Here is a 26,459-nt window from a genome sequence, read left to right as displayed (position 1 = left end):
GCCTGACGCTCGGGCTGGAACTTTTGCCCATCGAGACCGAGTTTGCCGAGCTGCTGCCTGGGTTTGCCGAAGATCGGTGGGACATAACCACCGGCCCTGTTCATTTCCGACGACCGCCGGAAGCTGGTCGACTTCACAAGGCCGATCTGGATGCTGGCGGATGGATTGCTGGTCGCGAAAGACAATCCCCGCGCCTTCGATAGCTATCGGTCCGTCGCCAATGATCGGACGGCGCTGATCGGCGTCATATCGGGCCAGATCCAGCACCGGACGGCCCTGCAAAACGCTATTCAGCCCGAACGGCTAAGGATATTTGCCACTCAGGCCGAAGCAGCTAACGCCGTCGCGGCCGGCGTGGTGCATGCCTATGCGAGTGCAGCGCTCGCGCATCGCGGCTATCTGAGCCGGCGACCCGACGCGCCTCTCGACGTCCCGACAGTCGAAAAACAGCCAGCGCCCGGCGCTTTCGCTCTCGCCAAAGGCAGTGCCACCCTGCTCCAGCGCGTCGATTTATGTCTCAGTGATTTGCTTGGAAGTCCCTGGCACAGGGAGATGATGAGCGGATACGGCTTTTCCGACACTGACATCGATCGGCTTTTGTGAAGTCCAAGCGCGACCGAGCGGTCAGAGCTTGATCACATACTCCTTGCGGGTCGTTTCAAGCACTTCCCAGCTGCCCCTGAAGCCTGGCCTGAGCACGAAGCTGTCGCCGGCCCGGACCGTGCGCGCCTCGCCGCCATCCTCGGCAACCACCGAGACGCCGGACAGGATGTGGCAGAACTCCCATTCGTCATATTCGATGCGCCATTTGCCCGGCGTCGCTTCCCAGATGCCGGCATAGAGCCCGCCGTCGCGCTCCTCGACATTCCAGGTGCGGAACTTCGGATCGCCCGCAATCAGACGATCCGGCGCCGGGGCGCCAATCTCGGCGTCGACGCTGTCGGTCAATATGGCCAGGTAATGCGCGGACAGGATTTGCCTCCAACAGGTTAGTGAGTAGTGAGTAGTGAGCGGAAAGCGCTCCCTCGAACGGGTGGCTAATCACTAATCACTGCTAACTAGTGAATACCGACCACTACTCACTACTCACTACTCACTACTCACTTCAAAAAATCAAACCTTGGCCAAAGCCTGTTCCAGATCGGCGACGATGTCGTTGACATCCTCGATGCCGACGGAAAGCCGGACCGTGTCCGGTCCCGCACCCGCCTTGACCTTCTGCTCGTCGGAAAGCTGGCGATGCGTGGTCGATGCCGGATGGATGACCAGCGACTTGGTGTCGCCGACATTGGCGAGGTGCGAGAACAGTTCGAGCGCCTCGACGAACTTGATGCCGGCCTCGTAGCCGCCCTTCAGGCCGAAGGTGAAGACAGCACCGGCGCCTTGCGGCGAGTATTTCTTCTGCAGCGCGTTGTTCTTGTCGCTGGGCAGGCCGGGATAGTTGACCCAGGCGACCTTGGGGTGGTTGGACAGCCAGCCGGCTACGGTGATCGCATTGTCGCAATGGCGTTGCATCCTGAGCGGCAAGGTCTCCAGCCCGGTCAGGATCAGGAAGGCATTGAACGGCGAAATCGCCGGGCCGATGTCACGCAGGCCAAGCACGCGCGCGGCGATGGCGAAGGCGAAATTGCCGAAGGTTTCGTGCAGGACAAGGCCGCCATATTCGGGGCGCGGCTCCGACAGCATCGGATATTTGCCGGATTTCGACCAGTCGAACGTGCCGCCATCGACGATGGCGCCGCCGATCGAATTGCCGTGGCCGCCGATGAACTTGGTCAGCGAATGGACGACGATGTCGGCGCCATGCTCGATCGGCCGCACCAGATAGGGCGAGGCCAGCGTGTTGTCGACGATGAGCGGCAAGCCGTGCTTGCGGGCGATGTCGCCGATTTTCTCTATGTCGACGAAGGTGCCGCCGGGATTGGCCAGGCTCTCGATGAAGATCGCCTTGGTCTTGTCGTCTATCTGGCTTTCGAAGGTGGAGACGTCGTTGGTGTCGGCCCAACGCACCTCCCAGCCGAAATTCTTGAAGGCATGGCCGAACTGATTGATCGAACCACCGTAAAGCCTTGTGGCGGCGACGAAATTATCGCCAGGCCGCATGAGATTGTGGAACACGATCACCTGTGCGGCATGGCCGGAAGCAACGGCAAGTGCAGCCGTGCCGCCTTCGAGCGCCGCGATCCGCTCTTCCAGCACCGCCTGGGTCGGGTTCATGATGCGGGTGTAGATGTTGCCGAAGGCCTTCAGCCCGAACAGCGAGGCGGCATGGTCGGCATCGTCGAACACAAAGGAGGTCGTCTGGTAGATCGGCGTGGCGCGTGCGCCCGTTGCCGGGTCGGGCTTGGCGCCGGCATGGACGGCGAGCGTGTTGAAACCGGGCGTGCGGGTCATCGAAAACCTCCCTGAGCGGTAAACGTGTGAATGGTGAAATGATGAATGGTGAGCGATAAATGGTGGTCGCAAAGTCGGCCAGTCCCACCTTGATTGCAAGCCGCTCATATGCGGCTTTACCCGGCTTCCAGGAAAATCCTTCTATTCACCATTCACCATTCACTGCCTTACTTCTGGCGCACACCGAAACTCTGGAATCCCGACCGCATCAGCGGCTTCTTCGACGACAGCACACCGGAGTTGACGCCGGTCCAGCCGATCTCGCCCGACAGCTTGCCATATTCGATCTTCGGGCAGCGGTTCATCACCACCTTGATACCGGCCGCCTCGGCACGCGCGGCCGCCTCGTCGTCGCGCACGCCAAGCTGCATCCAGATCACCTTCGGCAAGGGGTCGAGCTTCAGCACCTCATCTACAATGCCGGGCACCGATGCAGAGGCGCGAAAGATGTCGACCATGTCGACCGGCTCCGGCAGATCGGCAAGGCTGGCATAGGTCATGCGGCCGAGGATTTCCTTGCCGGCCTGCCCCGGATTGATCGGAAACACCGAAAAGCCCTTGGCCAGCAGATATTTCAGCACGAAAAAGCTCGGCCTGACATCGTTGGCCGACGCGCCGACCATGGTGATGGTCTTCACAGAATTGAGGATGCCGCCGATATAGGCATTGTCGTAGCTATCGTGATTCACTCGTCGGTCTCCCTCAGTGCTTCCTCCATAAAGGACTGCGGGTCCGTGCAGAAGTCGCGCATCATGCGAAAATGATCGGTATCGGTGAAATCTGTGGGGTCGAGGCCGAAGCGGCTGATGCGGAACAGCCGCGCGCCCGGACAGGCCATCAGCAGCGGCGAGTGCGTCGCCATGATCACTTGAGCCGTGCCGGACCGGTCCATGCGCCGCAGCATCTTCAGCAGCTCGATCTGCCGCGATGGCGACAGCGCGCTTTCGGGCTCGTCGAGGATGTAGATACCTTGCCGGCGGCAGCGCTCCTCGAAGAAGCGGATGAACCCTTCACCATGCGACCAGGACAGGAAATCCGGCGGCGCCCCGCCAGATTCCAGCGCCGCCTGATCGAGATAGCGGGCAACCGTGTAAAAAGATTCGGCGCGGAAGAACCAACCCGCTGTGACCTTCGGCAGCCAGTGGCCGCGCAACGTGTCGGCAAGCGCTGCACCACTCTCGTCGATGGCGCCGGAGTGGTCGACGGGCATGTAGCCCTTGCCGCCGCCGGCTTCGTCGTAACCGGCCACCGCGCCGATCGCTTCCAGCAGCGTCGATTTGCCGGTGCCGTTTTCGCCGACAATGATGGTGATCGGCGTGGTGAATTCGAGCTCGAATTCGCGGCCGCGGAACAGCGGCAGGTTCCAGGGATATTTTTCCCAATCTTCCACGCGCTCGGGGTCAATCAGGATGCGTTTGAGATAAGGCGCCTTAAGCCGGGTCAGTTGCTTGCGATAGCCCATGCGGACGCTCAATCCGGCAGCGAGATGGTGCCGTCATCCGCGATCGGGAAGGCCGGATTGTGCGCCACTTCCCAGACATGGCCGTCTGCATCGGCGAAATAGCCGTACCAGCCGCCCCAGAAGGCACGGCCGGCCGGCTTGACGATTGTGCCGCCGGCCTTCTCGGCTGCGGCCAAGACCTCGTCAACCTCGGCATCGGAGCGGGTGTTGTAGGCGAGATAGACCGCTGACGGTGCTGCGGCGAAGGCAATGCCTGAATCCTCTTCGGCGCTTGGCCGCGGGAACAGGCCGAGAATGGCGCCGCCCATCTGGAAGAAGGCGACGCCATCGGTGATGCCGGCGTGGCGCTTCAGGCCCATGCCCTCGTAAAAGCGCACGGCGCGCTCGAGATCGTCGGTGGCGATGGTGATGATGGAGATGCGCGGTTCCATGGATCGAAAACCTATTCGTCCATCCATTCCGGTTTGCGCTTGCCGATGAAGGCGCCGATGCCTTCCTCGGCGTCGCGGGCCAGCATGTTCTCGACCATGACGCGGCCGGTATAGGCATACGCGTCCGCCAACCCCATCTCGGCCTGCGCGTAAAACGCTTCCTTGCCGGCCCTGACCACCAGAGATGATTTGGAAGCAATGGTTTGCGCGTATTTGGTGACGATCTGATTCAGGTATTCGCGCGGCACGACGCGGTTGACCAGGCCGAATTCCTTGGCGGTTGCCGCATCGATGGTCTCGCCGGTCAGAAGCATCTCCATGGCGTGCTTGGGAGACACGTTGCGCGACAGCGCCACCATTGGCGTCGAACAGAACAGGCCGATATTGACGCCCGGCGTGCAGAAGGTCGCTTCATGCGAGGCAATGGCGAGGTCGCAACTGGCAACCAACTGCAGCCCGGCGGCGGTGGCGAGGCCATCGACTTCGGCGATGATCGGGAGCGGATGGCGCACGATCTGCTGCATCAACGCCGCGCAAGCCGAAAATGTCTGCTCGAAAAACCCCTTGCCCTTGTCGGCGTCGGCGCGGCGCGCGGTCATTTCCTTGAGATCGTGACCGGCGCAGAAGACTTTCCCGGCGGCCGCCAGGACGATGACGCGGACCGATTTGTTGGCCTTGGCATGGTCGAGCTCGGCGCTCAATGCCGCCATGACGGAAAGCGACAAGGCATTGGCGGGCGGATTGGCGAGCGTCAGGCGCAGCACGCCCTTGTCCAGCCTGGCGATGACCGGCCCGTCTATGGCAACAGGTTTGATAGAAAGGATTTCGGCCATGACAAGGTCTCCGCGATTCCGCCGGGCGCCGCCAGACTATCTAATATCGGATCGAGTTTCATCAACACCCATCGCTTGCGCCAGAGGTGTTGCCAGAAGCGCATCATTGCGTTCATACAGGCCCGGCATAGAACGAGAGACCGACATGCCCGCCCAGGACAATCTCAAGCCGGTGCTGACGGCGGCTGAAGTCAATGCGCTGATGGCCAGCGTCTACCCCCAGCTCAACGACGAGTTCACGTCGTATGAGGCGCTCGATGTGTTTCCGGGCGGCTGCACGGTGCGGCTCAACGCCAACGAACGGCATTTGCGTCCCGGCGGCACGGTATCGGGTCCGTCGCTGTTCACGCTGGCCGACATTGGCGGCTATGTCTGCGTGCTCAGCCATGCCGGGCCGGATGCGCTTTCGGTTACCGTCAACCTCAACATCAATTTCGTCCGCAAGGCCGAGGCCGGCCCGATCGACGGCCATTGCCGCATCCTGAAGCTGGGCAAGAGCCTGATGGTGTTCGATATCGACATAGTCGCCGGACCGAAGGAACACACGGTAGCGCATGCGACCGGCACCTATTCGATCCCGCCGAAGCGCCCCGCCGATGTGGTAAAATAATACCTTTTGATCAAACCTTTGTTTTTATTACACTTTACGAGCAGACGTGCTTTTCCCGCGCCTTGACGTGCCCACTCCCCTCGCCTATAAGCCGTCACGAAGCAGCGGCCCGCAAAGGCCGCCGTTTTGTTATTGGCGGCGGGCAAGGGCCTTGTCGCCAATCCAAGCAACAAGAAACGCCTTCTTCGGAAGGTCCTAACCGAAAGCAGAAAAATCCATGGCAACCTTTTCGCAGAAGCCTGCGGATGTGGTGAAGAAGTGGGTGCTGATCGACGCCGAGGGTCTCGTCGTCGGCCGTCTCGCCACTGTCATCGCCAATCATCTTCGCGGCAAGCACAAGCCCACCTTCACCCCGCATGTCGACGACGGCGATAACGTCATCGTCATCAATGCGGACAAGGTGGTGTTCACCGGCAAGAAGTTCACCGACAAGGTCTATTACTGGCACACCGGTCACCCCGGCGGCATCAAGGAGCGCACCGCGCGCCAGCTGCTCGAGGGCCGTTTCCCCGAGCGTGTCGTCGAGAAGGCCGTCGAACGCATGATCCCGCGCGGGCCGCTCGGCCGTCGCCAGATGAAGAACCTCCGCGTCTATGCAGGCACGGAACATCCGCATGTCGCCCAGCAGCCCGTCACCCTCGACGTCGGCGCGCTGAACGCCAAGAACAAGAAGGTTGCATAAGATGGCTGAGCTTTCCTCGCTCGCAGAATTGGGCGCCGCCACCGGCAACACCAACACCCAGCCGGCAGCACCCGTGCATGTCCAGAAGCTCGACAAGTCGGGCCGCGCCTATGCCACCGGCAAGCGCAAGAACGCCATCGCGCGCGTCTGGGTGAAGCCGGGTTCGGGCAAGATCGTCGTCAACGACAAGGAATTCGCGACCTATTTCGCGCGTCCGGTCCTGCAGATGATCCTCAACCAGCCGATCATCGCTTCCAACCGCGCCGGCCAGTACGACATCGTCGCCACCGTCATCGGCGGCGGCCTCTCCGGCCAAGCCGGTGCCGTTCGTCACGGCATTTCCAAGGCGCTGACCTACTACGAGCCAGCACTGCGCGCCGTGCTCAAGAAGGGCGGCTTCCTGACCCGCGACAGCCGCGTCGTCGAGCGCAAGAAGTACGGCAAGGCGAAGGCCCGCCGCAGCTTCCAGTTCTCGAAGCGCTAAGCGTATCGGGCTTCAAGCAATCGAAAGGCCACTTCCGGGCGGCCTTTTTGTTTTGCGGTCCCGGCAGTTACCCCGCCCGCGCCTTCGGCGCGACCTCCCCATCGAGGGGAGGTAGGGGTCACGGCAGTTTTGCCGCCCTGAACAATCACGAGGGTTCGGCTGACACCAAAACCCGAGCATAAGAGCGCAACGCCCTACCTCCCCTCGATGGGGAGGTCGGCGCGAAGCGCCGGGTGGGGTGATGGCGCCCGCCTCGGTTCAAGTCTCAGAACTTGCCGGCCTTGATGTAATCGATAAACGCCCGTAGCGGCGCTGGAACCAGACGCCGGCCGGGATAGTACAGAAATGGCCCGGAAAACCTCTGCCACCACGGTTCGAGCACGGGCTCCAGGTCACCGCTTTCGAAGTGAGGGCGAAGCCAGCCCTCGAAGAGAGCGACGATGCCGCTGCCGGCAATTGCCGCATGGACGGCAAGATCGCTCGCCCCGCCGATGCGCACGATCAACGGCCCCGTCGTGTCGACCCGCACCACCTCGCCGTCGCGCTCGAATTCCCACGGCAGCATCGAACCACTGGCAAAACGGCCGCGCAGACAAGCATGGCCAAGCAGATCGCTCGGGTGCTGCGGCCGCCCATGGCGATCGAGATAGGCAGGGCTGGCGCCAGTGGCGAAGCGCTGGACGCGCGGTCCGATCGGCACCGCGATCATGTCCTGCTCCAGCCGCTCGTCATAGCGGATGCCGGCGTCGCAGCCGGCCGCCAGCACGTCGACGAAGTTCTCATCGGCGATGACCTCCAGCCGAATGCCGGGATAGGCGGCGAGGAAGCCCGGAACGATGTCGGGCAATATCAGCCGCGCGGCGCTGACCGGGACGTTGAGGCGCAGCGAACCGGCCGGCCTGTCCCGAAAGCCATTAACCACGTCGAGGGCCGCCTCCACCTCCGACAGCGCCGGGCCAAGCCTTCCCAAGAGGCTGAGGCCTGCGTCGGTTGGAACAACGCTGCGTGTCGTGCGGTTGAACAGCCTGACGCCGAGCTGCGTCTCCAGGCGGCGCACCGCTTCGCTCAGGCCCGACGCGCTGCCGCCGCCGGCGCGAGCCCCTTCGCGAAAACCGCCGGCACGCGCCACCGTCACGAAAGCGTTCAGATCGCCAAGGTCCATCATTGTTCGCCATTCCGCACAAGCTGTACGGATTGTACCTTATTATCCCGAGGTTGAGCAGCGTCTATCTTCGCCTCCTCAAAGGAGACCGACCATGTCCACCATCCAAAAATCCGGCACATTCACCCTCGGCAGCCACACCGTGGAACGGCTCGGCTACGGCGCCATGCAACTTGCCGGCCCGCACGTTTTCGGTCCGCCGAAAGATCGGGACGCGGCCATTGCTGTGCTGCGCGAAGCAGTGGCGTCCGGGGTCAACCACATCGACACCAGCGACTATTATGGCCCGCATGTCACCAACCAGCTGATCCGCGAAGCGCTGGCGCCCTATCAGCAAGACCTCGTCATCGTCACCAAGATCGGGGCGCGGCGCGGCAGCGACGGCTCCTGGCTGCCTGCCTATTCCGCCAAGGAACTAGAGCAGGCCGTGCACGACAATCTCAGGAATCTCGGCCTTGAGGTGCTGGATGTCGTCAATCTGCGCATCATGTTCGGGGTGATGGGTCCCGCCGAGGGCTCGATCGAGACGCAGTTGACGGCGCTTGCCGAACTGCAGCGGAAGGGCCTGGTGCGCCATATCGGCCTGAGCAACGTCACCCCTGCGCAGGTCGAGGAAGGCCGTGGGATCGCCGAGATCGTCTGCGTGCAGAACCAGTACAATCTGGCGCATCGCGACGACGACGCGTTGATCGATGAACTGGCGCGCGCCGGCATCGCCTACACGCCGTTCTTCCCGCTCGGCGGCTTCAGCCCGCTGCAGTCGTCGACCTTGTCGGATGTGGCCACGCGGCTCGGCGCCACACCCTTGCAGGTTGCGCTCGCCTGGCTGCTGCGCCGCTCGCCGAACATCCTGCTGATCCCGGGGACGTCGTCGGTCGGGCATTTGAGAGAGAACCTGGCGGCGGCGGAACTGGAGCTGTCGGCTGATGTGCTGAGGGAATTGAATGGGGTGGCGAAAGCGGCGTGAAGATTTTGCGGGCGGCGCTGTCACCCCACCCGCGCCTTCGGCGCGACCTCCCCATCGAGGGGAGGTAGGAGGTCGCGGCAGCCTTGCATGCCTCGCAATCGCTACGACTGTCGGATCTAAAGCGCCAACGCCCTACCTCCCTCGATGGGGAGGTCGGCGCGCAGCGCCGGGTGGGGTGATGGCGCCGACGTACGATTTCTAATTGATACTCGCCGTATTCGCGGCTCGGCCGGCTTCCCTCATCCACATAAGGCGCCCGAAACCCATCGGCCCCCAGCCAGCCAATCGCAGCCTTCGGTTCTTCGGTCTGGATGATGGTGGCGCCGCGTTCGGCCCAGAAACCGTGTCTCGGCCGGCATGCCGGCCCGCACCGCCAGTTCATCGCCGCGGCCGCCGGAGAGGAGTCGCCGGGCCTTGCGCCTTGGCGATACAAATCCTGTGTCGCCCCTCTAGAACGCTATGGCGTTTCGCCAAGCTGTGACTGGCATCTTGCGTGCCGGTTCTGTAGTTGTGGCAGCCCGATGAACAAAGAAGGACCCGTAATGGCGAACCAGACCATCGACAACGCCTTCACCGCCCGCTCCAAGACGGGGCCTTCCTTCGAGCCGACCTATGCCGGCGCGCTGTCGTTCATGCGGCGCAAATACACCAAGGATGCAAAGGGCGCGGACGCCGTCGTGTGGGGCATTCCGTTCGATGCCGCCGTCACCAACCGGCCGGGCGCGCGCTTCGGGCCGCAGGCGATCCGCCGCGCCTCGGCGATCCTCGACAACGACCCGCAATATCCGTTCTCGCGCGACCTGTTCGAGCATCTCGCCGTCATCGACTATGGCGATTGCCTGCTCGATTCGGGCAATCACCAGAAGACACCAGGCACGATCGAGCGCGAGGCGGCGAAGATCCTGAAATCGGGTGCCTTCCTGTTGTCGCTCGGCGGGGATCATTTCGTCACCTGGCCGCTGCTCAAGGCACATGCCGCCATCCACGGGCCGCTGGCGCTGGTGCAGTTCGATGCGCACCAGGACACCTGGCCCGACGATGGCAAGCGCATCGACCATGGTTCGTTCGTCGGCCGCGCCGTCAATGAAGGCATCATCGACCCCGACCGCTCGATCCAGATCGGCATCCGCACGCATGCCCCCGATACGTTCGGCATCAAAATCCTTTACGGTCACGAGATCGAGGAGATGCGGGCTTCCGACATCGCCTATGCGATCGTCGACCGCACCGGCGGCAGGAAGACCTATCTCACCTTCGACATCGACTGCCTCGACCCGGCCTTTGCGCCCGGCACCGGCACGCCGGTTGCCGGCGGACCGTCCTCGGCGAAAATCCTGTCGACGCTGCGCCAGCTCGGCCAGGTCGATATTGTCGGCGCCGACGTCGTCGAGGTTGCGCCGGCCTATGATCACGCCGATATAACGGCGATCGCCGGCTCGATGGTGGCCATGCACTATCTCGGCCTGGTGGCCGAGCGAAAAGCGCGGGCGGAAGAGCTGAACAGCGGCAACCATGGCGCGGCAAACCATGGCCAGGGCATATAGGCCTGAATTAGCAGGGAATTGACGGGCACATGAAACCGAAAATCTTCATCGATGGCGAACACGGCACCACCGGCCTGCAGATCCGGGCGCTGCTGGCCGAGCGCGGCGACCTCGAGATCATCTCGATCCCGGCCGAGCGCCGCAAGGAAACGGCGGCGCGCGCCGAGTTCCTCAATGCCGCCGATGTCGCCATCCTGTGCCTGCCGGATGCGGCTGCCAAGGAAAGCGTGTCGCTGATTGCCAACGACACCACCAAGGTGATCGACGCCTCCACGGCGCATCGCGTCGCCGAGGGCTGGGAATACGGTTTTGCCGAGCTGGACAAGGATCAGGCCAGGATCATCGCCAATGCGAAACGCGTCGCCAATCCCGGCTGCTGGCCGCAAGGGCCGATCGCGACGCTGCGGCCGCTGGTCGCTGCCGGTCTGCTGCCGGCGGATTTCCCGATCACGGTCAATGGCATTTCGGGCTATTCGGGCGGCGGCCGGCCGATGATCGAGGACTATGTCGCCAAGGGCGAGGATGCCTCTGAATTCCAGGTCTATGGGCTGACCCTGCAGCACAAGCATGTGCCGGAGCTGCGCACCTATGCGAAGCTGTCGCACGATCCGATCATGCAGCCGGCGGTCGGCAATTTCGCCCAAGGCATGATCACAGTGGTGCCGCTGCAGCTCGGCGGGCTCGACCATGTGCCGGCCGGCGCCGAACTGCACGCGGCAATCGCCGACCATTTTGCCGCCATCAAGGGCGGCGTGGTCGAGGTAGCTCCTTACGAGCACGTGGAGCGCCTGCCCGAGATCAATCCCGAGGTCTATAACGGCACCAACCGCATGAAGGTCTATGTCTTTGCCAATGACGACCGGGCGCAGGCGCTGCTGATTGCGGTCTATGACAATCTCGGAAAGGGCGCCTCGGGTGCTGCCGTTCAGAACATGGACCTGATGCTCGGCCTTTAATTCAGTTGGAGAGAGCATTCTGTCGCCCGAAAACCGCTTAACACTTTTCGGCATCACGCTCTGAATGGACGCGCCTGCATTTCCAAAGCGCTGGAAGATCAGCGCGCCCGAGCTCATTGCCGAGACGTTTTCGAGCCGCATCTGGAAGGTGCGGCGTGAGGACGGCTCGCCGGCCATCGTCAAGGCGCTCAAACCATTCGACGATGTCGAGGACGAGTTGCGCGGCGAGCACTATCTCGCATGGCGGCGCGGCGAAGGCGCGGTGCGGCTGCTTGGCCGGGACGGCCACCGCATGCTGCTCGAATATGCCGGCGACACCCTGCTTTCCGACGTTCTGGCCAAAGAAGGCGACAACGCCGCGACCGCAATCGCGGCCGAGTTGATGGGGAGACTGTTCTCGCCCACAAGACACCCTGCCCCGCCGGACCTGCAGCCGCTGCGGACACGGTTTGCCAGCCTGTTCAAAAAGGCCGGAGCCGATCGCGACGCCGGAGAGCACAGCCTCTATATCGAGACCGCCGAAATCGCGGACCGGCTGCTCGATGCCCCGCATGCGGTCAAGCCGCTGCATGGCGACCTGCATCACGACAACATTTTGCACGGTGCGCGCGGCTGGCTGGCGATCGACCCGAAGGGCGTGCTCGGCGATCCCGGCTTCGACGCCGCCAATCTGTTCTACAACCCACTGGGGCGCGACGACCTCTGCCTCGATCCCGAGCGCATCGCGCATATGGCCGAGATCTTCGCCAGGACACTCGGCCAGACGCCGGCTGCCATTCTCGACCATGCCATCGCCTATGGCTGCCTGTCGGCCGCATGGCATCATGAGGACGAGAATGCGGTCGACGAGAACCGCGAGCTGTCGGTTGCGGGAGTGATCCGAAAGGTGCGGCTCGTTCTGCAGCTTCTGACCGGCGCAGCCTCGCGCGTTAGACGTAGCGAGGCAGTTCGTTCGCGAAATAGATTATTGCGACGGCCAAGACACCGTAGACGATGTACCTGCGTTCATGGGCGGCCGCGTTGGCAGTGGATAGGCGCCCTTGTTGCCGCGCCAGTGGGCGGCGGCAAATCCCAGCAGGACAAGCGCGAAGGCCTGATGGGTCAGCGCCATGTGCAGCGGCACCTGCATCAGCAGCGTGCCGATGCCGATCGAGGCCTGGACCAGCACCAGCAGAAACAGCAGCGTCGCGCGGCGTGCGTGTGTCGTGCCTGGTAAACGCCGGCGTGTCGCGATCATGTGCCAGAGCCCGACGGCAAAGACCGTGTAGGCGCCCAGTCGGTGGACGAACTGCACCGTCTTCGGGTTCTCGAACAAGTTGCGCCAGGCCGGCTCGAGCAGAAGCAAATCTGACGGGATCACCTTGCCGTCCATCAGCGGCCAGGTGTTGTAGCTCAGGCCGGCGTCGAGCCCTGCGACCAGGCCGCCGAGATAGATCTGGACCAGCACCAGCAGCACGATGAAGCCGGCCAGCCTTTGTGTCGGCCGGTCGGCGGCAGGCTCCGAATGCGGCGCCAGCCCGCGCGCGACCACCATGGTGGCAGTGAAGATCAGGGCGGCAAGCGTCAAATGCGTCGCCAGCCGGTACTGGCTGACGGAGACGCGGTCGACCAGGCCGGAGGCCACCATCCACCAGCCGATGGCGCCTTGCAGGCCACCAAGCAGCAGAATACCGACCAGCTTTGGCCCAAGGCCGCGCTCGATGCGGCGCGTCGCCGACAAGACCAGCAACGGCAGGCCGAAGACCAGGCCGACACTGCGCGCCAGGATGCGGTGCGCCCATTCCCACCAGAAGATCGATTTGAAGGCGTCCAGGCTCATGCCCTTGTTGAGCTCGGCATATTGCGGAATCTTTTGATAAAGCTGGAATTCCTCCTGCCACTCCGCGGCATTGAGCGGCGGTATCACACCGTGGATCGGCTTCCACTGCGTGATCGACAGGCCGGAATTGGTGAGCCTGGTGGCGCCGCCGACCAGCACCAGCGCAAACAGCACCAGAAGCACGACATAGAGCCAGCCGCGCACCAGCGCCCGATTCTTCAAGTCGCGATCGCGGTCAATGTAAGGCGCGGCGGCTGATATTGCGGCCATGGGTTGGTCCCGGCAGGTTGACGTGGCGGATTGGTGAACCATCGCAACCCGGCTGACAAGACCGGACGGCGCGGCACGCCGTCGCGCCGCATCTCCCGGGTTGCACAGGCGCGTGGTTGGGCCTAAGCGAAGGCGATCAACGAGAACGCCTCATGCCCATCCGCCTGAAAAAGCTGATCGGAACCTTCCTGCTGGTGGCGCTGGTCATCATCTATGCGCTGGTCGCGTCGATCATAGCGGTCGCGCAGCTGTCGCAATCCAGCCCGCTGGTGCACTTCCTGTTCTTCCTGTTCAGCGGCCTGTTCTGGGTGCTGCCGGCGATGGGCATCATCAAATGGCTGATCCTGGAGCCGCCGCCGAAAGGCTGAAGCGCCCGACCCAGGTCAGATGGTGACGACCATTTTGCCGGCATTGGCCAGCGGCGTCGTCACGCCCGACAACATGGTGCGGATATGGGCGACACTCTGGTAGCGGCCGTTGATCGAAATGCGCGGCAGCGCGTGCAGGAAGCCGGCATGTTCGGCGTGCAGCACGCCGTGGCGAGTGGTCACCGCCGAGGCGTAGCCGGCGTCGCGGGCAAAGCCCACTTCGCGGCAGCCGACAGCGCTGGCGTAACCATAGGGGTAAGCGAGATGACGGGGGTCTTCGCCGAGCTGCGCCTGCAGCTGGCGCCTGACGTCGACGATTTCATGGCGCGCATCGGCTTCGTCGAGCCGCTTCAGATTGCGGTGGTTGACCGTATGCGCGCCGATCGTCACCAGCCTGTGCCCGGCCACGGCGCGGATATCGTCCCAAGTCATTAGCGTGCTTGGGCGCAAGCCATCGAGGTCGATGCCGTTCGAGCGCGCCAGATCGCGCAGCACAGCGCGCTGATCCTCCTCGCGCACCTCGAGCGTCAGATAGGCATGCAGACGCGCATTGGCGTGGAGTTTCTTGCCGTGGGTCGAGCAGTCGATGGTCACCGGCCCCTTCGGCGTCGCCAGCGTCAAACGCTCCCGCGCGTTGACGATATCCTCGACCACGTCCCACCATAAATCGGCGCTGCCGTCGATCAGACCCGGCGCGACATAGATGGTGATCGGCGCGTCGTGCTTTTCCAGCACTGGCAGCGCTTCGGTCATGTTGTCGCGATAGGCGTCGTCGGCGGTGATGGTGGCGAACTGGCCGTCCTTGCCGCCGGCCTTGATGCGCTCGATCGCCTCGTCGAGGGTGACGAAGGCATAGCCCCTCGCCTTCATGTCGGCGACGAGAGCGTCGAGGAATCGCGGGGCGATGTTGAGGTGGCGGTTGACGCCGTCCGGCTTCTCCGGCGTGGCGGTGACCCGATGCAACATGAGGATTGCGCCAATGCCGCCGACGAACGGCTTGGCCAGCGGTGCAAGGCCGGTAAAGCGGGCGATATTAAGCGCCAGTTTCCGAACTGCCTCACCACCGTCGATCATTCATTCACCTTTTGCGCCTAGGCTCGATCCAAGCACGGAACGCGCCGACGCGAACTCCTGATCGCGACGAATACGCCTTAAGGATTGAGGTATGGTTGACGCCACCGCGTCATTTGACGGCAATCGGCTCGCCGCAAGCAAGGCGTCTGCGCGTGCGCCGGCTGCCGACCAGACCAGTCTGTCGGTGTCGATCGCAGATGCTGCCGCGCTCGCCTCTTACGGCGAATTCTGCCGTTCGGCGCTGTTTGCGCCGGCGCAAAGCGCGGCCTGGGTTCATGCCTGGACGGCGCAGGCCAATCCCGATGCGGTCGTCGCCACGCTGACAATCGAGGACAGGCCGGTCTTTGCACTGGCACTGGAAATCACGCGAACTGGTCCATTCCGCGTCGCCCGCTTCATGGGCGGGCGCCATGCCAACGGCAATTTCGCCGCCGCCGATCCGGCATGGCTGGCAAAGGCCGATGCCGGGGGGATCCGCAGGCTGGTGACGGCGATCGGCAAGGCGCGCCCCGACATCGATCTCGTTGCCTTGGAAAGGCTGCTCCCCGACCTCGATGGCGTTGCCAATCCGCTGGCGGCGTTCTCCAACTTTCCGAGCCCAAACCTGTCGCTCGCCGTCAATCTCGACGGTGGTTTCGATGTGCTGCTGTCGCGTGTGGGCGGCAAGCGCAAGCGCAAGAAGCACCGTTCGCAGACACGCAAGTTCGAGGCGGTCGGCGTTCATCGCCGCATCGAGGCGCAGACACCGGAAGACGTGAACCGGCTGCTCGACGCTTTCTTCGAGATGAAGGAGTTCCGCTTCGCCAAGATGGGCATCGCCAATGTCTTCGGCGAGCCGGAGGTGCGGGCTTTCTTCCGTGCCCTCTTCGCCGGCGCGCTGGCCGAGGAGAAACCGGCCTTTGTGCTGCATGGGCTCGAAGTGGCCGGCAAGCTGCGCGCAATCACCGGCTCGAGCCGCTCGGGCAAACGCCTGATCTGCGAATTCGGCGCCATCGCCGAGGACGATCTCGGCCACACCAGCCCCGGCGATTTCCTTTTCTTCGACATCATCGAGGAAGCCTGCCAAACAGGCTTCGATGTCTATGATTTCTCGGTCGGCGACGAGCCCTACAAGCGGCTCTGGTGCGATATCGAGACCCAGCATTTCGAGGTGCTGGCGCCCCTGACGCTGAAGGGACGCGCCCTGGCGTCGGCGCTGCGGCAGGGCGCACGGGCGAAAGCCTTCATCAAGAACAACCCGACGGTCTGGAAACTGACCAAGATGCTGCGCCGCAAGGCCGCCGGACAGGCAGCGCCCGCTCCCACGGACGACGAAAACTAGCGTTCAGAAATTCAGCGCTTCGCGGAGCGCCGGGCCGGCCCTGACCCGCAGGTCGAGATCCGCCTCGATGTGGTCGATATGGTGCAGCATCAGCCGGCTCACCAACCCGCAATCGCCGCTCTCCAGCGCGCCGACCATTTCCGTGTGCTCACTGTGCCCGCAGGCCGACACGCCGGATCGTCCGTAAAGGGCGATCACCAGCGACGAACGCGCCACCAGCTCCTCCATGAAGCGCTGCAGGATGGCATTGCCGGCGACGGAGGCGAGCAGCAGATGGAAATCGCCCGACGCCTTGATTTCGGAGCGCCGCGCGGTTGGGCCGCGCTCGGCGATGAAGCGGCCTTCCTCGTCGAGCTGCGCGCGGAACGCAGCGATATCGGTGGCTGTGACCCGCCCACAGGCGGCAATGGCTATGCCCGGCTCGATCAGCCGGCGCGATGCGAACACCTGGCGCGCTTCCTCGGGCGAAGGGTTGGCGACGAAGGCGCCACGGTTGCGCTCGGTACGCACCAGCCCCTCGAAGGACAGCATCTGCAGCGCCGCGCGCGCGACGGTGCGCGAGACGTCGAACAGCGTGCCGACCTCGCCTTCCGACAGCTTGGTGCCGGGCGTCAGCCGACGGTCGACGATGGCGTCCCGCAGATTGTCGCGAATCGCCTGGGCGCGATCCTGGTTGGCGCTGTCGGCGGAATGGATCTGATCGGCAATGTTCATGGCCTCTTCTAGCGCAACTCGTCGCCTGCGCACGAGAGGCAAAGTGGACACGAAGCCAAAAAAGATTGCATACGATTCTTGTGCAGATCGCGCACAATCGCCCATAATTTGTGCAATGCACAAGATAGCCTACCGGCTAGGCAGTGGGCAAGAACCCCGATTTCGCTGTCGATTCAAACGCTTGGGCCGATTGCCGCCGATTGGCACGCATAATGCATTGGTTAATGCGACCAAACGGGGAAGCCTGAATGTCCAAAGCCGCCGAGATCGACATCGTCTCCGTTTCGAAAGTGTACGGAACGACGACTGCCGTCGAGGCCATCAGCCTGAAAATACCGGCAGGCACCTATTGCTGCCTGCTTGGCCCCTCCGGCTGCGGCAAGACCTCGACGCTGCGCATGATCGCCGGGCACGAAAGCATTTCGTCGGGCGATGTCCGCCTCGGCAACATTGTCGTCACCGACCTGCCGCCGGCAAAGCGTGGCACGGCGATGATGTTCCAGTCCTATGCGCTGTTTCCGCATCTCGACCTTGTCGACAATGTCGCCTTCAGCCTGAAGATGAAGGGCGTCGACAAGGAGCAGCGCCGTGCCAAGGCGCTCGACATGCTCAAGCTGATGCAGATGGAGGCCTATGCGACGCGCCGGCCGGCGCAGCTTTCCGGCGGCCAGCAGCAGCGTGTTGCACTCGCCCGCGCTCTGATCACCGATCCCGAGGCGCTGCTGCTCGACGAGCCGCTGTCGGCACTCGACCCGTTCCTGAAGATACGCATGCGCGCCGAGCTGAAGAAATTGCAGACCTCGCTTGGCATCACTTTCGTCCACGTCACCCACAGCCAGGAAGAGGCCATGGCCTTGGCGGACCTGATCGTGGTGATGAATGACGGCCGCATCGAACAGGCGGCACCGCCGCGCGATGTATTCCAGCGGCCGGCCACGGCCTTTGTCGCGCGCTTCATGGGCGACCACAATGTCATCTCCGGCCGGGTCACCGGCGAGCGTGGCGGCATGGTCGTCTTCGACGTCAATGGTGGCGCCTCGCTCGCCGCCCGCGGGCAAGGCCAGGAGGTGGGCACGCCGATCGACATCGCCATCCGCACCGACCATGTGCGCATCGGCGAAGCACCCTCTCCCGGCCTCGGCTTCACCGGCATCGTCTCCAACATCGAATATCGCGGCGCCACGGTGAAGCTGTCGGTCACCGGCGGCGGCATCGACGATTTCACCGTTATCATCGACGATTCCGACTTCTTCGCCAAACCCGTCGCCCTTGGCGACGCCGTACCGCTCGCCTGGGATTCCGAGGACGCCATCGTCCTCGGCCGCCTTCATTCATGAATTCAACGAAGCAAAACAAAACAGGGGAATAGGAATGACAAAAACAGTAGAAACAAAGACCGGAATTTCGCGCCGTTCGTTGCTCAAGACAGGTGCGGCCGCCGTCGGCCTCGCCGCAGGCTCGGGCGCCATTACAGGCTTCCCGACCATCTGGGCGCAGTCCAACATCACGCTGCGCCAGTTCGGCACCGGCGTGTCGAACCTGAACGCGATCGCCGACAAGTGCAAGGCCGACCTCGGCATCACGCTGGAAATGACGGCGACCGATTCGGACGCGGCCGCCCAGCGCGCCGTGACCCAGCCCGACAGCTATGACATCGCCGACATCGAATACTGGATCTGCAAGAAGGTGTTCCCGAGCGGCGTGCTGCAGCCGATGGATGTCAGCAAGCTGAAATACTACGACGAACTGGTGCCGTTGTTCAAAACCGGCAAGCTGACGCCCGACAGCATCATTGCCCAGGGCACCGCGCCGCACACGGTCGGCTATGTCGAAGCGCAGGACTCAAAGACCTTCGCCAAGGCGCCGACCAAGTGGTTCACCATGGTGCCGACGATCTACAACGCCGATACGCTAGGCATCCGGCCCGACCTCGTCGGCCGCGACATCACCACCTGGGCCGACATCATGGACCCGGCCTTCAAGGGCAAGACCGCGATCCTTAACATCCCGTCCATCGGCATCATGGATGCGGCCATGATCATGGAGGCCACAGGCAGCATCAAATATGCCGACAAGGGCAACATGACCAAGGAAGAGATCGACAAGACGATCGACTTCCTCATCAAGGCCAAGCAGGCCGGCCAGTTCCGCGCCTTCTGGAAGTCGTTCGACGAGAGCGTCAATCTGATGGCATCGGGCGAAGTGGTCATCCAGTCGATGTGGTCGCCGGCCGTCGCCGCCGTCCGCTCCAAGGGCATCGCCTGCCGCTTCCAGCCGCTCAAGGAAGGCTACCGGTCATGGGGCGGCGGCCTTGGCCTTGCCGCCCATCTCAAGGGCGCCGAGCTCGACGCCGCCTACGAATACATCAACTGGTATACGTCGGGCTGGGTCGGCGGCTATCTCAACCGCCAGGGCTACTATTCCGCCAATATGGTCTCGGCCAAGAAGTTCATGTCCGAGGACGAATGGGGCTACTGGATCGAAGGCAAGCCGGCCAAGGGCGAGATCAAGGCGCCGGACGGCACCGTCATGGAAAAGGCCGGCGCCGTGCGCGACGGCGGCTCGTTCGAAGAGCGTATGGGCAAAGTCGCCTGCTGGAACTCGGTCATGGACGAGGACCGCTACATGGTGAAGCGCTGGAACGAGTTCATCGCCGCGTAGAGCGGACGCGTTCACTGTGATGTTGCGATCCTTCGCGCCCCCCTCTGTCCTGCCGGACATCTCCCCCACTTGGGGGGAGATTGGCAGCGTCATGGCCGGCTCTTCGTTAGCAACGTTGGAGTTTGGCGAAGGCCGTTATGAGAGTTCGATCTCCCCCCTCGTGGGGGAGATGTCCGGCAGGACAGAGGGGGGCGCGAAGGATCGCAAGTCATCGCGATCACGCGGAGGATTTTCCCAATGACAGTCGCTCTCGAACGCCCCGCCATCGCAGCAGCCAAGCCCGCCAGACGCCGGCGCTTCTCCATCAGTGCCGTCACGCCCTACCTCCAATCGGCGCCGCTGGCGCTCATCCTCGGTGCGTTCCTGCTCTTGCCAATCATCATGATCGCCGTCGTCTCCTTCTGGGACTACGACTTCGCCGCCATGTATCCGGATTTCCTGACGACGAACTATTTCGACGTGCTGGGATCATGGGTCACTTGGAAGACCTATCTCAACACCATCAAATTCGCTGCCATCGTCTGGGCCCTGACCTTGTTCATCGGCTTCTGGGTGGCCTATTTCCTCGCCTTCCATATCCGCACCACCGCCATGCAGATGGTGCTGTTCCTTGTCTGCACGGTGCCGTTCCTGACCTCCAACATCATCCGCATGATCTCGTGGATCCCGGTGCTTGGCCGCAACGGGTTGATCAACTCGGCGCTGGTGCAGTTGGGGCTGGTGCCAAAACCCATCGAATGGCTGCTCTATTCGGAATTCGCCGTGGTGTTGGCCATGGTGCATCTCTACACGCTGTTCATGGTAACGCCGATCTTCAACACGTTGATGCGCATCGACCGCTCGCTGGTTGAGGCCGCGCGCGATGCCGGCGCGTCCGGCTGGCAGGTCTTGTGGAACGTCGTCATCCCGCTGGCCAAGCCCGGCATGGCGATCGGCACCATCTTCGTCGTCACGCTGGTGATGGCCGATTTCTCCACCGTGCAGGTGATGTCGGGCGGCCAGAGCGCGTCGGTCGCACTGATGATGAAGAACCAGATGTCGCTGCTGCAGTATCCCGCAGCCGCCGCCAATGCCGTGGTGTTGCTGGTGTTGGTGCTCTTGATGGTCGCCGGCATCCTGCGCATCGTCGATATCCGCAAGGAGCTCTGAGGTGAGCCACGAAAAACGCACCCTCGAATTCTATGTGCTTGCGGTCTTCTTCACTCTGTTCGTGCTGTTCCTCTATGGCCCGCTGTCGGCGATCCTGATCCTTTCTTTCCAAGGCGAGACCGGCGGCCTCACCTTCCCGCTCAATGGCATGTCGCTGCACTGGTTCGCCAATCTGTTCGAGCGCCAGGCGGTCGGCGATTTCGGCGGCAGCTTCAAGCGCTCGCTCGTGCTCGGCCTCATGGTGATGATCGTCACCGTCGTCGTGTCGCTGCTGGCAGGGCTCGCTTTCCGGCAAAAATTTCGTGGCGCCACCGCTTTGTTCTACCTGGCGGTCGCCAGCCTCGTCGTACCCTCGATCATCATTTCGCTCGGCATCGGCGTCGTCTTCCAGCAGGTCGGCTTCCGCCCGGCCTGGTACACATCGGCCTTCGGCGCGCACCTGACCTGGACCTTGCCCTTCGGCGTGCTCATCATGTTCGCCGTCTTCAACCGCTTCTCGCCCGCCTATGAGGAAGCAGCGCGTGACCTGGGCGCCAACTCCTGGCAGACCTTCGCCCATGTCGTGCTGCCGATGATCGCGCCGAGCCTGATCGGCGTCGGCCTGTTCGGCTTCACGCTGTCCTATGACGAGTTCGCCCGCACGCTGATGACGTCGGGCACCTTCAACACGCTGCCGCTCGAGATCTACGGCATGACCACCAATGTCACGACGCCGGTGCTCTATGCGCTGGGCACGGTGACCACCGTGTTCTCCTTCCTGGTGATCCTGGCCACACTGGGCGCCATCCTCTATGTCGGCCGCAAGCGGGCCAGGGTTTGATCGTGCAGATACTGGTGGTGAACCCCAACACGACGGCGAGCATGACCGAGACGATCGCGGCGGCGGCGCGCGCCGTTGCCGGCGCCGGGACCGAGGTGATCGCGGTCACCTCCTCGATGGGTCCTGCCTCGATCGAGGGCTATTATGACGAGGCATTGGCCGTGCCCGGCCTTTTGATGGAGATCGCCGCCGGCGAACGTGCCGGGGCTCAGGCCGCCATCATCGCCTGCTTCGACGATACCGGCCTGGATGCGGCACGCGCCATGGCCTCCATTCCGGTCATCGGCATCTGCGAGGCCGCACTCAGTGTCGCCTCCTACATTGCCCAGCGCTTCACAGTGGTGACGACCACCGAACGCTCGCGTGTCCCTGTCGAGGGGCTGGTGCACCGCTACGGCATGGCCGGGCGTGCCCGCGTGCGCGCCGCCGACATTCCCGTACTCTCGCTTGAAGACGCTGCTTCCGGCGCTGTCGAGAAACTGCGCGCCGAGATCGCCCGCGCCATAGCGGAAGACCGCGCCGAGGCCATCGTGCTCGGCTGCGCCGGCATGGCCGACCTGGCACACCGGCTGCAGCAAGAGTTCGACCTGCCCGTCATCGACGGCGTCGGCGCCGCCCTCAAACAGGCCGAGGCGCTGATCGCATTGGGCCTGTCGACCTCGAAGCGCGGCTCCTATGCCAGTCCGCTGGCCAAGCCCTATCGCGGCGTGCTGAAATCCTTCTCGCCGGGGGTGGTCGCCGCGGAGTGAACGCTATGAAGCCTACCGTCCGCGCATTGTCTCCGCCGGAACTGACCGTTCTCATCGACTGGGCGGCGGCTGAAGGCTGGAACCCTGGCCTTGATGATGCCGCCGCGTTCCGGCCAACCGATCCTGAAGGGTTCATCGGCGCTTTTGTCGACAACGAGATGACCGCCGCCATCTCGGCTGTCGCCTATGGCGGCAACTTCGGTTTCATCGGTCTCTACATCTGCCGACCAGACATGCGCGGCAAAGGCCATGGCAAAGCAGTCTGGAATGCGGGCATGGCCAGGCTGGCCGGCCGAACGGTCGGCCTCGACGGGGTCGCCGCGCAGCTGGCGAATTATCGCCGCACGGGATTCAGCTCGGCGTACGAAACCATCCGCTTCAGCGGCCGTATCGCGACCCCGCCCGTCCGAAGCGAAGGGGTGCGCATGATAACCACGCAACTCGTGCCCGACATCATCGCCTATGACGCCCGCTGTTTCCCCGCGCCTCGACGAGCCTTCCTGCACCGCTGGGCGCAGCCGCCGCATTGCGGGTTCGCCGCGATCAGTTCACTCGGCACCATAGGCTACGCCGTGGCTCGTCCCTGCCGTTCGGGTTACAAGATCGGCCCGCTGTTTGCCGACGACACCGAGACGGCGATGCAGCTCATGGGCAGTCTGGCTGCCGCATGCCAAGGTGGCGACCTGCATATCGACGTTCCTGCCGAAAATTTCGATTTCACCACGGCGCTTTCAGCAATTGGTTTCAGGCCGACCTTCACCACCACGCGCATGTACAAGGGCCCGCCTCCGAAGGTCGACTCGCGCCGAATATTTGGCGTGACAACCCTGGAGTTGGGGTAGATCCCGGCGCCGACTGACAAGCTTGGTTTTTCGGGAGCCGGCGGGCGATGGACGAGCCAATCCGTAGTAGCGCCGCCTAAGTTGAATTGTCCGATGTCTCAGGCGGCGCTACGTCGTCCCGGCACCGGGTTACCCGGCGTCTCGTGGCCGATCGGCGTCACCAGAGTGAGGTCGGGATAGCCGCTTTCGATCAGCTCGACGGCGGCCTGCGCCACCTCATCGTCCGCCTGCAGCATGGACATGAAGACCTCGGTGCTGTCGCCGACCAGTCGGCTGATGCCTTGCGCATCGGCCGGTCCGCATTCGACGATGACCAGATCATAGGCGGTGGTCAGCGACTGCATGATGATCGGCAGCCGGTCGGCGGCGCGCATGGCGCGCACCGGATCGGCGGTGCCGACGGGAACGACGTGGCAGTCCGAATAGAGGTCGGCGTGGATGACGTCGCTGAACTGCGCTTCCGAAGCCAGCAGATTGGTGATGCCGGGGAAAAGTCCGCTGTCCAGCATCGGCCGCGAGGCGGCACCTGACGCCGTGAGATCGAGCAGCAGCACGCGCAGGCCAGCGTCGGAGACTTCGCGCGCTACCAGCACTGCCGAGGCCGCGGCCTCATCGCCTTCGGGCGAGACGAAGATGGCGCGCGCAGCACCGCTGGCGATCAGCTTCTCCGCCGCCTTCTCGACATCGATCTCGCCAAGGCTGGAGCGGACAGGTTCAGGTTCGGCTTGCGGTTCGGAACCGGCGATCGCTGCGTCCTCCTGCACTGCAGGAGCCGACTCGGGCTTTGGCGCCAGTTCAGACTCCATGGTCGTCGGCTGATCGTCCACTTCCACGACCTCAGGAGCCGGTTCCGGGTCGACTACCGGCGCCGACATTGCCGGCATCGCAACCTGCTCGATACGCTCGAAGCGCGCCCCTGGGGCCGGACGCATGGCGCGGCCCGAAAACAGCTCCTGCAGCAGCGTGATGACCGACATCAGCAGCAGCGAGCCGACGAAGGCGGCGCCGACGATCGGCACGAGCTTGGGGAAATAGGGTTCCGACGGCACGCGCGCCTCGGAAAACACGCTGGCATCGACCGGCAGGTAATTCTTGCGCGAGGACACTTCGCGGAAGCTCGCCATATAGGATTCAAGCTGCTGGCGCCGGACGTTCGCCTCACGCTGCAGGGCATCCAGCTGGACTTGCTCCTCGCCGGCGCGCGACGACGCCGCTTTCAGCTTGTTGACGTCCGATATCAGCTGGTTTTCGCGCGCCTGGGCGGTCTGCGCCTGCGTCAGCAACCCGCGCATGATCTTTTGCGCCTCGTTGCGGATCTGACCGTCGAGATCGGCTAGCTGCGACCTCATCGCCCGCAGGCGCGGATGGTTGTCGAGCAAAGTGGTGGAAAGATCGGCGATGTTGGTTCTGAGCTCGATCTGACGCTCGCGCAGCCGCTGGATCAGATCGGAAGACAGCACTTCGGGTACAGCGTCCAGCGAACCGCCATTCTGCAGGGCCTGGCGCACCCTTTCGGCCGTTGCCTCAGCCGAGGCGCGGCTGGCGCGCACACGCGACAGCTCGCTCGATAGTTCGGACAATTGCTGTGTCGCCAGCACCGAATTGTTGCCAGCCATCAACAGGTCCGACTGAGCGGAGCGGAAGGCCGCGACCTTGGCCTCTGCATCCCTGACCTGCTTCTGCAGCTCCTCGATCTCCGGCCCGAGGAAGGCGGTCGCGGCCGCGTTCGACGTGGTCTTGGCATCCGCCTGATAGGCCATGTAGGCCTTGGCGATGGCATTCGGAATATCGGCGGCAAGCTGGCGGTCTTCCGAGGAAAATTCGACGGCGATGGCACGCGTCTTCTCCACGCCATAGACGTTTAGCTTGTCGCGCATTTTAGTCAGCACGCGCTCTTCGAGCGGAATCTCTGCCGGATCACTTTTCAGTCCGGCAATGACAAGAAGTCGGGCTACCGGCGACATGCCGAGCGCATCGTTGAACTCGGGCTTGTCGCCCAGGTGCAGATTGCCAGCCACCTTATTGAGAATGTCGGACGAGGAAATGACCTGAACCTCAGTTGCTACACCTTCCGCATCGAGCACAGGTTTGTCGTCTTCATTGGTACCGGCAGGCCGCGTATAGGCCGATTCGCTCAACTGGATTTTCAGCTGCGTCGTCGCCTTGTAATGCGGCGTGGCAAGCCACGCGAACGCGAAGGCGAGACCAGTGACGAGAATCGTGATCACAAGAATGCGCAGCCAGTTCCGCGCCAGGCTGGCGAAGAGCTGTCTCAGGTCGACATCGACATCTGCGGCCGCGGACTGGTCGGACATGCATTCCTGCTCCGGAACATGAGGCTAGATGGTAGCGTAAACAACTATGGTAACTCAGCCGTTAAGATCGCGGTAAGCAGCTGTTAGGGTTTGCTGACATCCGGTAAACAAAGCCAGCAAAACTATACGGCTTTTTGTCGATTGCCGCCAAATCGGCCGCGTCCCTTTACCGGCCATTAACCCTAACAGGATGATAACGAACCCAGATCCTTAAGGTTTGCCGCCGTGTCCTGGCGGCCATAGCGACGAAGGTGTGTGCCCGATCATGAAAAGCGCTGCTGGTCTGTTTCGCGCTCTGCTGGCCGTGTCGATCCTCGCCGGCTGCTCCAGCTACCGGCCGACGCCGGCGGCCTTCCACGAGGTACTCGACCAGCCCTATCGGCTCGGCGCCGGCGACCGTGTCCGCGTCACCGTGTTCGAACAGGACGGTCTGACCAACACCTACAGTGTCGATCAGTCCGGCTACATGTCCTTCCCGCTGGTCGGCGCGGTGCCGGCGCGTGGCCACACGGCCCAGCAGCTGGAAAAAGCGCTCGCCGACAAACTGCGCCAAGGCTATCTGCGCGACCCCGACGTGTCGGTCGAGATCGATCGCTACCGGCCGATCTTCGTCATGGGCGAAGTGGGCGCCGCCGGCCAGTATTCCTACGTGCCGGGCCTCACCGTGCAGAAGGCCATCGCGATTGCCGGCGGTTTCTCGCCGCGCGCCAACCAGGAAAGCGTCGACATCACCCGCGACATCAACGGCAAGGTGATGACAGGCCGGGTGGTTACCTCCGATCCGCTGCTGCCGGGCGACACGGTCTACGTTCGCGAACGCCTGTTCTGACAT

At 63.3% G+C, this 26,459-nt stretch carries 27 protein-coding genes and 2 pseudogenes; 17 read left to right on the top strand and 12 right to left on the bottom strand.

Annotation, left to right across the window (positions count from 1 at the left end):
- The first annotated feature begins 150 nt into the window (after positions 1–150).
- Positions 151–603 (top strand): type 2 periplasmic-binding domain-containing protein, encoded by a 453-nt coding sequence (locus NKK52_RS07320; protein ID WP_245263056.1) that lies wholly within the window; start codon positions 151–153, stop codon positions 601–603.
- 21 nt (positions 604–624) lie between these two features.
- Here NKK52_RS07320 and NKK52_RS07315 read toward each other — a convergent pair whose 3' ends face one another.
- From NKK52_RS07315 to NKK52_RS07290, 6 genes are all read right to left on the bottom strand, one after another.
- Positions 625–951 (bottom strand): cupin domain-containing protein, encoded by a 327-nt coding sequence (locus NKK52_RS07315; protein WP_502882008.1) that lies wholly within the window; start codon positions 949–951, stop codon positions 625–627.
- A 162-nt stretch (positions 952–1,113) separates the two neighbouring features.
- Positions 1,114–2,394 carry an O-acetylhomoserine aminocarboxypropyltransferase gene (locus NKK52_RS07310; RefSeq protein WP_023682310.1) on the bottom strand — a complete coding sequence of 427 codons (1,281 nt, stop codon included), beginning with the start codon at positions 2,392–2,394 and terminating at the stop codon, positions 1,114–1,116.
- 167 nt (positions 2,395–2,561) lie between these two features.
- Positions 2,562–3,083 (bottom strand): CoA-binding protein, encoded by a 522-nt coding sequence (locus NKK52_RS07305; protein WP_023682311.1) that lies wholly within the window; start codon positions 3,081–3,083, stop codon positions 2,562–2,564.
- Complete coding sequence (locus NKK52_RS07300) at positions 3,080–3,856, bottom strand: AAA family ATPase (protein WP_023682312.1); 777 nt, start codon at positions 3,854–3,856, stop codon at positions 3,080–3,082. Before NKK52_RS07300 ends, NKK52_RS07305 begins: the two co-directional genes overlap by 4 nt.
- 8 nt (positions 3,857–3,864) lie before the next feature.
- Positions 3,865–4,287, bottom strand: a complete 423-nt coding sequence (locus tag NKK52_RS07295) for a VOC family protein (protein WP_023682313.1) — start codon at positions 4,285–4,287, stop codon at positions 3,865–3,867.
- A gap of 11 nt (positions 4,288–4,298) precedes the next feature.
- A complete protein-coding gene (locus NKK52_RS07290) occupies positions 4,299–5,120 on the bottom strand; it encodes an enoyl-CoA hydratase (protein ID WP_023682314.1) in 822 nt (273 codons plus the stop codon).
- Between the two features lie 145 nt (positions 5,121–5,265).
- Between NKK52_RS07290 and NKK52_RS07285 the strand changes: the two genes are divergently transcribed.
- The 3 genes from NKK52_RS07285 (at position 5,266) to rpsI (ending at position 6,896) form a co-directional block, all read left to right on the top strand.
- Entirely contained in the window at positions 5,266–5,730 is a 465-nt protein-coding gene (locus tag NKK52_RS07285) for a PaaI family thioesterase (protein ID WP_023682315.1), read from the top strand.
- A gap of 217 nt (positions 5,731–5,947) precedes the next feature.
- On the top strand, positions 5,948–6,412 hold the full coding sequence (rplM, locus tag NKK52_RS07280; RefSeq protein ID WP_023669409.1) for a 50S ribosomal protein L13: 465 nt from the start codon (positions 5,948–5,950) through the stop codon (positions 6,410–6,412).
- A 1-nt stretch (position 6,413) separates the two neighbouring features.
- A complete protein-coding gene (rpsI, locus tag NKK52_RS07275) occupies positions 6,414–6,896 on the top strand; it encodes a 30S ribosomal protein S9 (RefSeq protein WP_023669408.1) in 483 nt (160 codons plus the stop codon).
- A 265-nt stretch (positions 6,897–7,161) separates the two neighbouring features.
- On the opposite strand, the gene NKK52_RS07270 is transcribed toward rpsI, so the two are convergent.
- Entirely contained in the window at positions 7,162–8,061 is a 900-nt protein-coding gene (locus NKK52_RS07270) for a LysR family transcriptional regulator (protein ID WP_023682316.1), read from the bottom strand.
- A gap of 91 nt (positions 8,062–8,152) precedes the next feature.
- Between NKK52_RS07270 and NKK52_RS07265 the strand changes: the two genes are divergently transcribed.
- Entirely contained in the window at positions 8,153–9,025 is an 873-nt protein-coding gene (locus NKK52_RS07265; protein ID WP_023682317.1) for an aldo/keto reductase family oxidoreductase, read from the top strand.
- 198 nt (positions 9,026–9,223) lie between these two features.
- On the opposite strand, the pseudogene NKK52_RS07260 reads toward NKK52_RS07265, so the two are convergent.
- Positions 9,224–9,426 (bottom strand): annotated as a pseudogene (locus NKK52_RS07260) (glycerophosphodiester phosphodiesterase family protein); the annotation flags it as partial.
- A 141-nt stretch (positions 9,427–9,567) separates the two neighbouring features.
- On the opposite strand from NKK52_RS07260, the gene speB reads away from it, so the two are divergent.
- The 3 genes and pseudogenes from speB to NKK52_RS07245 all read left to right on the top strand — a co-directional run.
- Positions 9,568–10,569 (top strand): agmatinase, encoded by a 1,002-nt coding sequence (gene speB / locus NKK52_RS07255; RefSeq protein ID WP_023669405.1) that lies wholly within the window; start codon positions 9,568–9,570, stop codon positions 10,567–10,569.
- Between the two features lie 29 nt (positions 10,570–10,598).
- Positions 10,599–11,525, top strand: coding sequence for an N-acetyl-gamma-glutamyl-phosphate reductase (argC, locus tag NKK52_RS07250; protein WP_023682318.1), 927 nt, complete (start codon positions 10,599–10,601; stop codon positions 11,523–11,525).
- Between the two features lie 64 nt (positions 11,526–11,589).
- A pseudogene (locus tag NKK52_RS07245) lies at positions 11,590–12,417 on the top strand (aminoglycoside phosphotransferase family protein); the annotation flags it as partial.
- A 72-nt stretch (positions 12,418–12,489) separates the two neighbouring features.
- On the opposite strand, the gene NKK52_RS07240 reads toward NKK52_RS07245, so the two are convergent.
- Positions 12,490–13,614, bottom strand: a complete 1,125-nt coding sequence (locus NKK52_RS07240; protein WP_023682320.1) for a COX15/CtaA family protein — start codon at positions 13,612–13,614, stop codon at positions 12,490–12,492.
- Positions 13,615–13,766: 152 nt separating this feature from the next.
- On the opposite strand from NKK52_RS07240, the gene NKK52_RS07235 reads away from it, so the two are divergent.
- Positions 13,767–13,982: a DUF2842 domain-containing protein gene (locus tag NKK52_RS07235; protein WP_023669401.1), complete on the top strand. Its 216-nt coding sequence runs from the start codon at positions 13,767–13,769 to the stop codon at positions 13,980–13,982.
- Between the two features lie 15 nt (positions 13,983–13,997).
- On the opposite strand, the gene NKK52_RS07230 is transcribed toward NKK52_RS07235, so the two are convergent.
- Positions 13,998–15,056, bottom strand: a complete 1,059-nt coding sequence (locus NKK52_RS07230) for a polysaccharide deacetylase family protein (RefSeq protein ID WP_023682321.1) — start codon at positions 15,054–15,056, stop codon at positions 13,998–14,000.
- A gap of 91 nt (positions 15,057–15,147) precedes the next feature.
- Between NKK52_RS07230 and NKK52_RS07225 the strand changes: the two genes are divergently transcribed.
- Positions 15,148–16,377: a GNAT family N-acetyltransferase gene (locus NKK52_RS07225; RefSeq protein ID WP_023682322.1), complete on the top strand. Its 1,230-nt coding sequence runs from the start codon at positions 15,148–15,150 to the stop codon at positions 16,375–16,377.
- A 3-nt stretch (positions 16,378–16,380) separates the two neighbouring features.
- Here NKK52_RS07225 and NKK52_RS07220 read toward each other — a convergent pair whose 3' ends face one another.
- Positions 16,381–17,091: a GntR family transcriptional regulator gene (locus NKK52_RS07220; protein ID WP_023669398.1), complete on the bottom strand. Its 711-nt coding sequence runs from the start codon at positions 17,089–17,091 to the stop codon at positions 16,381–16,383.
- A gap of 248 nt (positions 17,092–17,339) precedes the next feature.
- Between NKK52_RS07220 and NKK52_RS07215 the strand changes: the two genes are divergently transcribed.
- From NKK52_RS07215 to NKK52_RS07190, 6 genes are all read left to right on the top strand, one after another.
- Positions 17,340–18,428, top strand: coding sequence for an ABC transporter ATP-binding protein (locus NKK52_RS07215; protein WP_023682323.1), 1,089 nt, complete (start codon positions 17,340–17,342; stop codon positions 18,426–18,428).
- A 34-nt stretch (positions 18,429–18,462) separates the two neighbouring features.
- Positions 18,463–19,752: an ABC transporter substrate-binding protein gene (locus NKK52_RS07210; RefSeq protein ID WP_023682324.1), complete on the top strand. Its 1,290-nt coding sequence runs from the start codon at positions 18,463–18,465 to the stop codon at positions 19,750–19,752.
- A gap of 237 nt (positions 19,753–19,989) precedes the next feature.
- Entirely contained in the window at positions 19,990–20,901 is a 912-nt protein-coding gene (locus tag NKK52_RS07205; RefSeq protein WP_023682325.1) for an ABC transporter permease, read from the top strand.
- A gap of 1 nt (position 20,902) precedes the next feature.
- The gene (locus NKK52_RS07200; protein WP_023682326.1) at positions 20,903–21,721 is read left to right on the top strand and encodes an ABC transporter permease; all 819 of its coding nucleotides are present in this window, start codon (positions 20,903–20,905) and stop codon (positions 21,719–21,721) included.
- A gap of 2 nt (positions 21,722–21,723) precedes the next feature.
- On the top strand, positions 21,724–22,470 hold the full coding sequence (locus NKK52_RS07195; RefSeq protein WP_023682327.1) for an aspartate/glutamate racemase family protein: 747 nt from the start codon (positions 21,724–21,726) through the stop codon (positions 22,468–22,470).
- Between the two features lie 5 nt (positions 22,471–22,475).
- Positions 22,476–23,312, top strand: a complete 837-nt coding sequence (locus NKK52_RS07190; protein WP_023682328.1) for a GNAT family N-acetyltransferase — start codon at positions 22,476–22,478, stop codon at positions 23,310–23,312.
- 98 nt (positions 23,313–23,410) lie between these two features.
- Here the strand turns inward: NKK52_RS07190 and NKK52_RS07185 are convergent, their stop codons facing one another.
- Positions 23,411–25,627: a GumC family protein gene (locus NKK52_RS07185; RefSeq protein WP_023682329.1), complete on the bottom strand. Its 2,217-nt coding sequence runs from the start codon at positions 25,625–25,627 to the stop codon at positions 23,411–23,413.
- 265 nt (positions 25,628–25,892) lie between these two features.
- Between NKK52_RS07185 and NKK52_RS07180 the strand changes: the two genes are divergently transcribed.
- Positions 25,893–26,456 (top strand): polysaccharide biosynthesis/export family protein, encoded by a 564-nt coding sequence (locus NKK52_RS07180; RefSeq protein WP_023682330.1) that lies wholly within the window; start codon positions 25,893–25,895, stop codon positions 26,454–26,456.
- Positions 26,457–26,459: the final 3 nt, after the last annotated feature.

Source organism: Mesorhizobium sp. C277A (assembly GCF_040324395.1).
Taxonomy (GTDB): domain Bacteria; phylum Pseudomonadota; class Alphaproteobacteria; order Rhizobiales; family Rhizobiaceae; genus Mesorhizobium.
Note: the sequence above shows the minus strand (reverse complement) of the source record. Positions and strands in the feature narration are given on the sequence as shown.

Excerpts from the sequence above, each read along its gene's own strand:
- NKK52_RS07320 (WP_245263056.1), top strand. The coding sequence starts at position 151 with ATGCTGGCGGATGGATTGCTGGTCGCGAAAGACAATCCCCGCGCCTTC.
- NKK52_RS07310 (WP_023682310.1), bottom strand. The coding sequence starts at position 2,394 with ATGACCCGCACGCCCGGTTTCAACACGCTCGCCGTCCATGCCGGCGCC.
- NKK52_RS07300 (WP_023682312.1), bottom strand. The coding sequence starts at position 3,856 with ATGGGCTATCGCAAGCAACTGACCCGGCTTAAGGCGCCTTATCTCAAA.
- NKK52_RS07295 (WP_023682313.1), bottom strand. The coding sequence starts at position 4,287 with ATGGAACCGCGCATCTCCATCATCACCATCGCCACCGACGATCTCGAG.
- NKK52_RS07290 (WP_023682314.1), bottom strand. The coding sequence starts at position 5,120 with ATGGCCGAAATCCTTTCTATCAAACCTGTTGCCATAGACGGGCCGGTC.
- NKK52_RS07285 (WP_023682315.1), top strand. The coding sequence starts at position 5,266 with ATGCCCGCCCAGGACAATCTCAAGCCGGTGCTGACGGCGGCTGAAGTC.
- rplM (WP_023669409.1), top strand. The coding sequence starts at position 5,948 with ATGGCAACCTTTTCGCAGAAGCCTGCGGATGTGGTGAAGAAGTGGGTG.
- rpsI (WP_023669408.1), top strand. The coding sequence starts at position 6,414 with ATGGCTGAGCTTTCCTCGCTCGCAGAATTGGGCGCCGCCACCGGCAAC.
- NKK52_RS07270 (WP_023682316.1), bottom strand. The coding sequence starts at position 8,061 with ATGATGGACCTTGGCGATCTGAACGCTTTCGTGACGGTGGCGCGTGCC.
- NKK52_RS07265 (WP_023682317.1), top strand. The coding sequence starts at position 8,153 with ATGTCCACCATCCAAAAATCCGGCACATTCACCCTCGGCAGCCACACC.
- speB (WP_023669405.1), top strand. The coding sequence starts at position 9,568 with ATGGCGAACCAGACCATCGACAACGCCTTCACCGCCCGCTCCAAGACG.
- argC (WP_023682318.1), top strand. The coding sequence starts at position 10,599 with ATGAAACCGAAAATCTTCATCGATGGCGAACACGGCACCACCGGCCTG.
- NKK52_RS07240 (WP_023682320.1), bottom strand. The coding sequence starts at position 13,614 with ATGGCCGCAATATCAGCCGCCGCGCCTTACATTGACCGCGATCGCGAC.
- NKK52_RS07235 (WP_023669401.1), top strand. The coding sequence starts at position 13,767 with ATGCCCATCCGCCTGAAAAAGCTGATCGGAACCTTCCTGCTGGTGGCG.
- NKK52_RS07230 (WP_023682321.1), bottom strand. The coding sequence starts at position 15,056 with ATGATCGACGGTGGTGAGGCAGTTCGGAAACTGGCGCTTAATATCGCC.
- NKK52_RS07225 (WP_023682322.1), top strand. The coding sequence starts at position 15,148 with ATGGTTGACGCCACCGCGTCATTTGACGGCAATCGGCTCGCCGCAAGC.
- NKK52_RS07220 (WP_023669398.1), bottom strand. The coding sequence starts at position 17,091 with ATGAACATTGCCGATCAGATCCATTCCGCCGACAGCGCCAACCAGGAT.
- NKK52_RS07215 (WP_023682323.1), top strand. The coding sequence starts at position 17,340 with ATGTCCAAAGCCGCCGAGATCGACATCGTCTCCGTTTCGAAAGTGTAC.
- NKK52_RS07210 (WP_023682324.1), top strand. The coding sequence starts at position 18,463 with ATGACAAAAACAGTAGAAACAAAGACCGGAATTTCGCGCCGTTCGTTG.
- NKK52_RS07205 (WP_023682325.1), top strand. The coding sequence starts at position 19,990 with ATGACAGTCGCTCTCGAACGCCCCGCCATCGCAGCAGCCAAGCCCGCC.
- NKK52_RS07190 (WP_023682328.1), top strand. The coding sequence starts at position 22,476 with ATGAAGCCTACCGTCCGCGCATTGTCTCCGCCGGAACTGACCGTTCTC.
- NKK52_RS07185 (WP_023682329.1), bottom strand. The coding sequence starts at position 25,627 with ATGTCCGACCAGTCCGCGGCCGCAGATGTCGATGTCGACCTGAGACAG.
- NKK52_RS07180 (WP_023682330.1), top strand. The coding sequence starts at position 25,893 with ATGAAAAGCGCTGCTGGTCTGTTTCGCGCTCTGCTGGCCGTGTCGATC.